Raw genomic sequence first — 6,358 nt, forward strand, 5'->3', positions numbered from 1 at the left:
AATCCGGATACGCGCGAAGCCTCCCGAAGGCTCTCCGGAAACGCCAAACGCCGCCTCCCGGCCGGGAGGCGGCGTTCTCGTCTGAAACCGCGATGAACTACGCGGTGAACTACTTGGCGGCCTGGAGGGCGGCGGCGCGCTTGGCGATCGCCGACTTGCGGTTGGCGGCCTGGTTCTTGTGGATCACGCCCTTGCTGACCGCCTTGTCCAGCTGACGGCTGGCGGCGCGCAGCGCGATCAGGGTCGCCTCGACGTCGCCCTGGTCGGCGGTCTCGCGGAATTTGCGGACCGCGGTCTTGAGGGACGACTTGACTGCCTTGTTGCGCAGCCGGGCCTTCTCGTTCTGCTTGTTGCGCTTGATCTGGGACTTGATGTTCGCCACGAAAGAAGCCTCGGATGTGAAGTCTTGGTCGGATGGATCGCGCACGGCTCGATTGAGAGGGCGCGCCACACGCAGTTGGACAGGATACCAACAGCCCAGGCCGGCACTCAAATCAAGAGCTCGGGGCGGGGCATCTGCCCCCGTCATTCTAGCCCGAACAGCCCGCTCGGCCCGGACGATTCCCGCACGGGTTTCTAGTCCGGTCTGACCCAGTGCTCCTCGTACTCCCGCCAGTCCTCCTCGGTCGCGGCGAAGTCGATGTAGAGGGCCAGGCCGAGGCCGGGGCGGGGGCCGTGGTCGGTGAGGGCGAGCCTGGTGCCCTCCGCCGCCATGGCGACGCTCTCCGCGTAGTCGCTGAGGCCGACCATGTGGTCGTGGTAGGCGGGGGCGCCGATGAGGAGGTCGGTCGTGGCGGGCGTGAGCTCCAGGGCCTTGGCGGTCTGGCGGGCGACGTGTCCGCCGTACAGGGCCTGGAGGGGGGTCCAGGAGTCGTACGTCATGATCGCGACCTGGTCGGTGAGTTCGGCCATCTGGCGGAAGTAGCCGGGCGACCAGTATTTGCCGTGGCCGCCCAGCGTACGGAACAGGAATCCGGCGCCCGGCATGGGTTCGATCTGCTGGGTGGCCACCGAGAGCGCGGCGGAGCCGATGGCCTGCCGGGTCTCGCGCATCAGCGCCAGATAGGAGGGGTCGCCGTCGTCGACCGGCTCGAAGTCGTAGTGGATGCCGTCGAAGCCGAGGCCGACCAGGGCCTTCGCGCCCGCCACCACCCGGGCGCGTACGGCCGCGTCGGAGAGCACGAGGTAGCCCTCGTCATCCGGGTTGACCGTCTGGCCGAGCCAGGCGGAGATCCGCACCTGCGGCAGGCGGGCCTTCCACCAGGTGAGCAGGTTGGCGGCGTTGGCGTACTTCGCGGGGGGCAGGGTGCCGTCCGCGTCGATCGGGCCGCTGTGCACGTACACGTCCTTCATGGCGCCGAGCCGGGCGGCGAGGGCGTCCACGTCGGCGGCGGTGCGCCGGCCGTCCACCCAGGCGTGGCCGAGCCAGAGCGCGTCGTTCCCGGTGGACTTGGCCCACGCGGCCGGGGTCCCGGCGTAGTCAAGCCGGAGCAGGGCGGCGACAATGAGCATGAGAAGGAGCGGGACGGCGGCGATGACCGCGAGCCACCTGAGGACGCGGCGGGTGGTCAAGGAAGGCATCCGGACATGCCACCATGGAGGGTGGCTGCTCCGCCAGCCGTTGATCGCCTCAGACCCTGTCGAAACGGACTTCGGTGCGCACTCAGACTGGCCAGACCGACCCTACGTTGATCCGCAATTTCTGCATCATCGCGCATATCGACCATGGCAAGTCAACCCTTGCCGATCGCATGCTGCAGATCACCGGCGTGGTCGACGAACGGTCCATGCGCGCGCAGTACCTGGACCGGATGGACATCGAGCGGGAGCGCGGCATCACCATCAAGTCGCAGGCCGTGCGGCTGCCCTGGGACGGGCACGTGCTCAACATGATCGACACCCCGGGGCACGTGGACTTCTCCTACGAGGTGTCCCGCTCGCTCCAGGCCTGCGAGGGCGCCATCCTGCTGGTGGACGCGGCGCAGGGCATCGAGGCGCAGACCCTGGCCAACCTCTACATGGCCATGAACGCCAACCTGCACATCATCCCCGTGCTGAACAAGATCGACCTGCCGGCCGCCCAGCCGGACAAGTACGCGGAGGAGATCGCCCACCTGATCGGCTGCGAGACGTCGGACGTGCTGCGCGTCTCTGGCAAGACCGGCATGGGCGTGCGCGAACTGCTCGACCACGTCGTGGCCAGCGTGCCGCCCCCGGTCGGCGACGCGGACGCCCCGGCCCGCGCCCTGATCTTCGACTCGGTGTACGACACCTACCGCGGCGTCGTCACCTACGTCCGGGTCATGGACGGCCACCTGGGCAAGCGCGAGCGCATCCTGATGATGTCCACCCTGGCGCAGCACGAGACGCTGGAGATCGGCGTCATCTCGCCCGAGCCGAAGGTCTCCGACCTGGGCCTCGGCGTCGGCGAGGTGGGCTACCTGATCACCGGCGTGAAGGACGTGCGGCAGTCCCGGGTCGGTGACACGGTGACCAGCGCCGCCAAGCCCGCCGGCGAAGCCCTGGGCGGGTACGAGCACCCCAAGCCCATGGTCTACTCCGGCCTCTACCCGATCGACGGCGACGACTTCCCCGAGCTCCGCGAGGCGCTGGACAAGCTCCGGCTCAACGACGCCGCGCTCGTCTACGAGCCGGAGAGCTCGGCCGCGCTCGGCTTCGGCTTCCGCTGCGGCTTCTTGGGCCTGCTGCACATGGAGATCGTCCGGGAGCGCCTGGAGCGCGAGTTCAACCTGGCGCTCATCTCGACCGCGCCGAACGTCATCTACCGGGTCGTCATGGAGGACGGCCGGGAGATGATCGTCACCAACCCGTCCGAGTTCCCCGAAGGCAAGATCGCCGAGATCCACGAGCCGGTGGTCAAGGCCACGCTGCTGGCCCCCGCCGAGTACATCGGCGCCATCATGGAGCTCTGCCAGGGCCGGCGCGGCTCGCTCCAGGGCATGGACTACCTGTCCGAGGACCGGGTCGAGATCCGCTACATCCTGCCGCTCGGCGAGATCATCTTCGACTTCTTCGACCAGCTCAAGTCCAAGACCCGGGGTTACGCCTCGCTCGACTACGAGCCGACGGGCGAGCAGGACGCCGACCTGGTCAAGGTGGACATCCTCCTCCAGGGCGAGGCGGTGGACGCGTTCAGCGCGATCGTGCACCGCGACAAGGCGTACGCCTACGGCGTGGAGATGGCCAAGAAGCTCAAGGAACTGATCCCGCGGCAGCAGTTCGAGGTGCCCATCCAGGCCGCCATCGGCGCCCGCGTGATCGCCCGGGAGAACATCCGGGCCATGCGCAAGGACGTGCTCGCCAAGTGCTACGGCGGTGACATCAGCCGTAAGCGCAAGCTGCTGGAGAAGCAGAAGGAGGGCAAGAAGCGCATGAAGATGGTCGGCAGGGTGGAGGTCCCCCAGGAGGCCTTCGTCGCCGCGCTGTCCACCGGGGAGTCCTCGGCGGACAAGCCCAAGAAGTAGCGCTAGCTCAGGCGGCGTACCGTCAGGGCCGCGCCGCAGAGGAGCAGGCCCTGCGCGGTGCGCACGTCGATGCCGGTCAGGTCGCGTACCCGGCTGAGCCGGTTGTCGATCGTGTTGGCGTGCACGCCCAGGTCGGCGGCGGTGCGGCGGCGGTCGAAGTCGCAGGCCAGGTAGCGGCCGAGGGTGTCCAGGAGCTGGTCGTCCAGGGGGGCCAGCAGGGCGGTCAGCTCGTCGGCGCTGTCGCCGGGGGTGCTCAGGTGGTAGTCGAGGAGCACGTCGCGCAGGCCGTACACGCCGGTGGGGAGGTCGGTCTCCTCGGCGATGGCGGCCACGCGGGCGGCCTGGGTGGCGGCGGGGCGGATCGTGGCGAGGGTGGCGGCGTGCGCGAGGCCGAGCCGTACCGGGCCGCCGAGGGAGGCTTCGAGGCGGGCGGCCAGGCGGACGAGGGCGCGGTCGGCCGCCGGCTGGACGGGGAGCAGGGCGTGGCCGCCGTGGCCGTCCAGCAGGGTGAGGACGGGATGGCCGGCGAGCGCGTCGAACTCCCGCTGCACGCCGCGCATGGTGCGCCTGGCCATGATCGCCTGACCGGAGGCGACGGCCCTGGTCGGCTGGTCGTCCGCGGCGGGCATGCGGGGTAATCGGATCGCGACGACGTGGTAGGGCGGGCTCAGGTCCACGCCGTGGCGGGCGGCCTCCTCGGGGCTGCCGGCGATGAGCGCCCGCGTGACCGTCCGCAGCGTCTCCCGGCGTTCGGCCGCCAGCGCCGACTGCTCCGCCAGGTACGCCTCGGTGATCGTCGTCGTCACCGTCTCCAGCGTGGACAGCTGGAGGGCGGCCAGGTAGCGCAGCGCCTCCTCCTCGCCGGGCAGGGTCGCGCCGCAGAGCGTCTCCCAGATCACCCGGTAGCCGATGTGGTAGGCGGTCAGCAGGTCCCTGAGCTGCACGCCCTCGTCCACCCGCTGGGCGGTCCTGTCCCTGAAGAGCTGCATGTCGGCGCCGGTAAGCTGGTGTCCCTGGGCGAGGGCGAGGAACAGCCTGATGCCGTGCCGCGCGGTGGCGGCGATCTCCACGTCGCGCATGTCGGGGGGCAGATCGCGGAGCGCGGCGTGCTGTTCGGCCACGATCCTGCGGGCGATCTGGTTCGCCTGGGGGAGGCAGCGCGCGGCGATCACGGCCGCGGTCGCGCGGGTCTCGTCCACTCTTCATTGTGACATGTCACAACTTCACGGGCGGCGGACTGGGATCAGCGCGGATTGCCTGGCCAGCCGGGCGGGGGAAGAGTTGATCTCGCATTCTGGGACCGGTCCGCTGCAGAGGGGGCACGATCTTCCATGCCTGAAACCGTGTTCGATTACGCAGAACGGGCTTGGCTCGGAGACCTGGACGACATCCTGGACGGCGGCTCCTTCGGCGGCGAGGTCCACGACGTCGCCGACGGCGTCGGCTGGTACCCCGCGTTCGGCAACTCCATCACCTTCGCCACCGCCGACGACCTCATCCTGTTCGACACCGGCTCGCCGTTCGGGGCCGCCGACCTCTTCCGCGCCGTACGCGCCTGGACGCCCAACCCCCTCACCACCGCGTTCTACTCGCACGGCCACATCGACCACGTCTTCGGCATGGGCCCCTTCGACGACGAGGCCGCCGACCTCGGCCGCCCGCGCCCCATCGTGATCGCCCACGAGGCGGTGACCGAGCGATTCGCCCGGTACGCGATCACCCGCGGCTACAACGGGGTGATCAACCGGCGGCAGTTCCAGTCGTCGACGCTGGAATGGCCGTCGGTCTACCGGCTGCCCGACGTGACGTACCACGAGACGATGACCATCAGCAGGGGCGGGCTGACGTTCCGGCTCTTCCACGTGAAGGGCGAGACCGACGACGCGACCATCGCGTACATCCCGCAGCGCAAGGTGCTGTGCATGGGCGACATGTTCCTCTGGGTGGCGCCGAACTGCGGCAATCCCCAGAAGGTGCAGCGGTACCCGGCCGAGTGGGCCCGCGCGCTCCGGCACGCGGCCGGTCTCGGCGCGGAGATCATGCTGCCCAGCCACGGCGCTCCCGTCTTCGGGCCGGACCGGATCGCCACGGCCCTGCTGGAGACGGCCGAGTGGCTGGAGAGCCTGGTCGAGCAGACCCTGAAACTCCTCAACGAGGGCGCCCGTCTCGACGAGATCATCCACGCCGTACGGCCTCCGGCCCACCTGGCCGAGCGGCCCTACCTCCAGGCCCGCTACGACGAGCCCGAATTCGTGGTCCGCAACCTGTGGCGCCAGTACGGCGGCTGGTACGACGGCAACCCCGCCAACCTCAAGCCCGCCCCCGACCCGATCGTCGCGCGGGCCATCGCCGAACTGGCGGGCGGCGCCCAGGTCCTGGCCGACACCGCCCTCCGGGCCGCCGCCGACGGCGACCTCCGCCTGGCGGGTCACCTGGCCGAGATGGCCGCCCTGGCCGCGCCGGCCGACGAGGCCATCCACCGCGCGCGGGCCGAGGTCTTCAGCGCCCGCGCCAAGGCCGAACGCTCCCTGATGGCCCAGGGCATCTTCACCTGGGCCGCCGCCGAATCCCAATCCATCATCAACGGCCAACCCCCCGAAACCCGCTCCCCGTTCACGTCCGGGACCTCCTGACCGCATCGCCGGCCCCGATACGGCGATCGCATGCCGCCCGTGCGGCGAGAACTGATCGCCCGGTTCAACGGTGCCGAGCGGCTTCCATCTCGTCTCGTCTGGTGGCGTTCAAGTCGTGAGGAGGGGCCGGTCGTTGGCGCCGGGACGGCGAGAACGGATCGCCTTGATCAACGGTGCCGAGCGGTTTCCATCTCGTCTGGTGGCGTTCAAGTCGTGAGGAGGGGCCGGTCGTTTGGCGCC

5 protein-coding genes are annotated in these 6,358 nt (G+C 69.9%); 2 read left to right on the plus strand and 3 right to left on the minus strand.

All coding sequences use genetic code 11. The features are described 5' to 3' along the window. Window positions 1–109: 109 nt before the first annotated feature. Window positions 110–382, minus strand: a complete 273-nt coding sequence (rpsT, locus tag Aph01nite_RS29495; protein ID WP_204044290.1) for a 30S ribosomal protein S20 — start codon at window positions 380–382, stop codon at window positions 110–112. 194 nt (window positions 383–576) lie between these two features. Beyond that, complete coding sequence (locus Aph01nite_RS29500; protein WP_204044291.1) at window positions 577–1,581, minus strand: glycoside hydrolase family 18 protein; 1,005 nt, start codon at window positions 1,579–1,581, stop codon at window positions 577–579. Between the two features lie 74 nt (window positions 1,582–1,655). Here Aph01nite_RS29500 and lepA point away from each other — a divergent pair, with 74 nt between their 5' ends. Next, the gene (gene lepA / locus Aph01nite_RS29505) at window positions 1,656–3,485 is read left to right on the plus strand and encodes a translation elongation factor 4 (protein ID WP_204044292.1); all 1,830 of its coding nucleotides are present in this window, start codon (window positions 1,656–1,658) and stop codon (window positions 3,483–3,485) included. A gap of 2 nt (window positions 3,486–3,487) precedes the next feature. Here the strand turns inward: lepA and Aph01nite_RS29510 are convergent, their stop codons facing one another. Further along, window positions 3,488–4,684 carry a PucR family transcriptional regulator gene (locus Aph01nite_RS29510; protein ID WP_204044293.1) on the minus strand — a complete coding sequence of 399 codons (1,197 nt, stop codon included), beginning with the start codon at window positions 4,682–4,684 and terminating at the stop codon, window positions 3,488–3,490. Between the two features lie 144 nt (window positions 4,685–4,828). Between Aph01nite_RS29510 and Aph01nite_RS29515 the strand changes: the two genes are divergently transcribed. Further along, a complete protein-coding gene (locus tag Aph01nite_RS29515; RefSeq protein WP_239162077.1) occupies window positions 4,829–6,118 on the plus strand; it encodes an alkyl sulfatase dimerization domain-containing protein in 1,290 nt (429 codons plus the stop codon). Window positions 6,119–6,358: the final 240 nt, after the last annotated feature.

The sequence above is a fragment of the Acrocarpospora phusangensis genome (assembly GCF_016862995.1).
GTDB classification, from domain to species: domain Bacteria; phylum Actinomycetota; class Actinomycetes; order Streptosporangiales; family Streptosporangiaceae; genus Acrocarpospora; species Acrocarpospora phusangensis.

Coding starts and splice junctions, on each gene's coding strand:
- Aph01nite_RS29500 (WP_204044291.1), bottom strand. CDS start 1,581: ATGCCTTCCTTGACCACCCGCCGCGTCCTCAGGTGGCTCGCGGTCATC.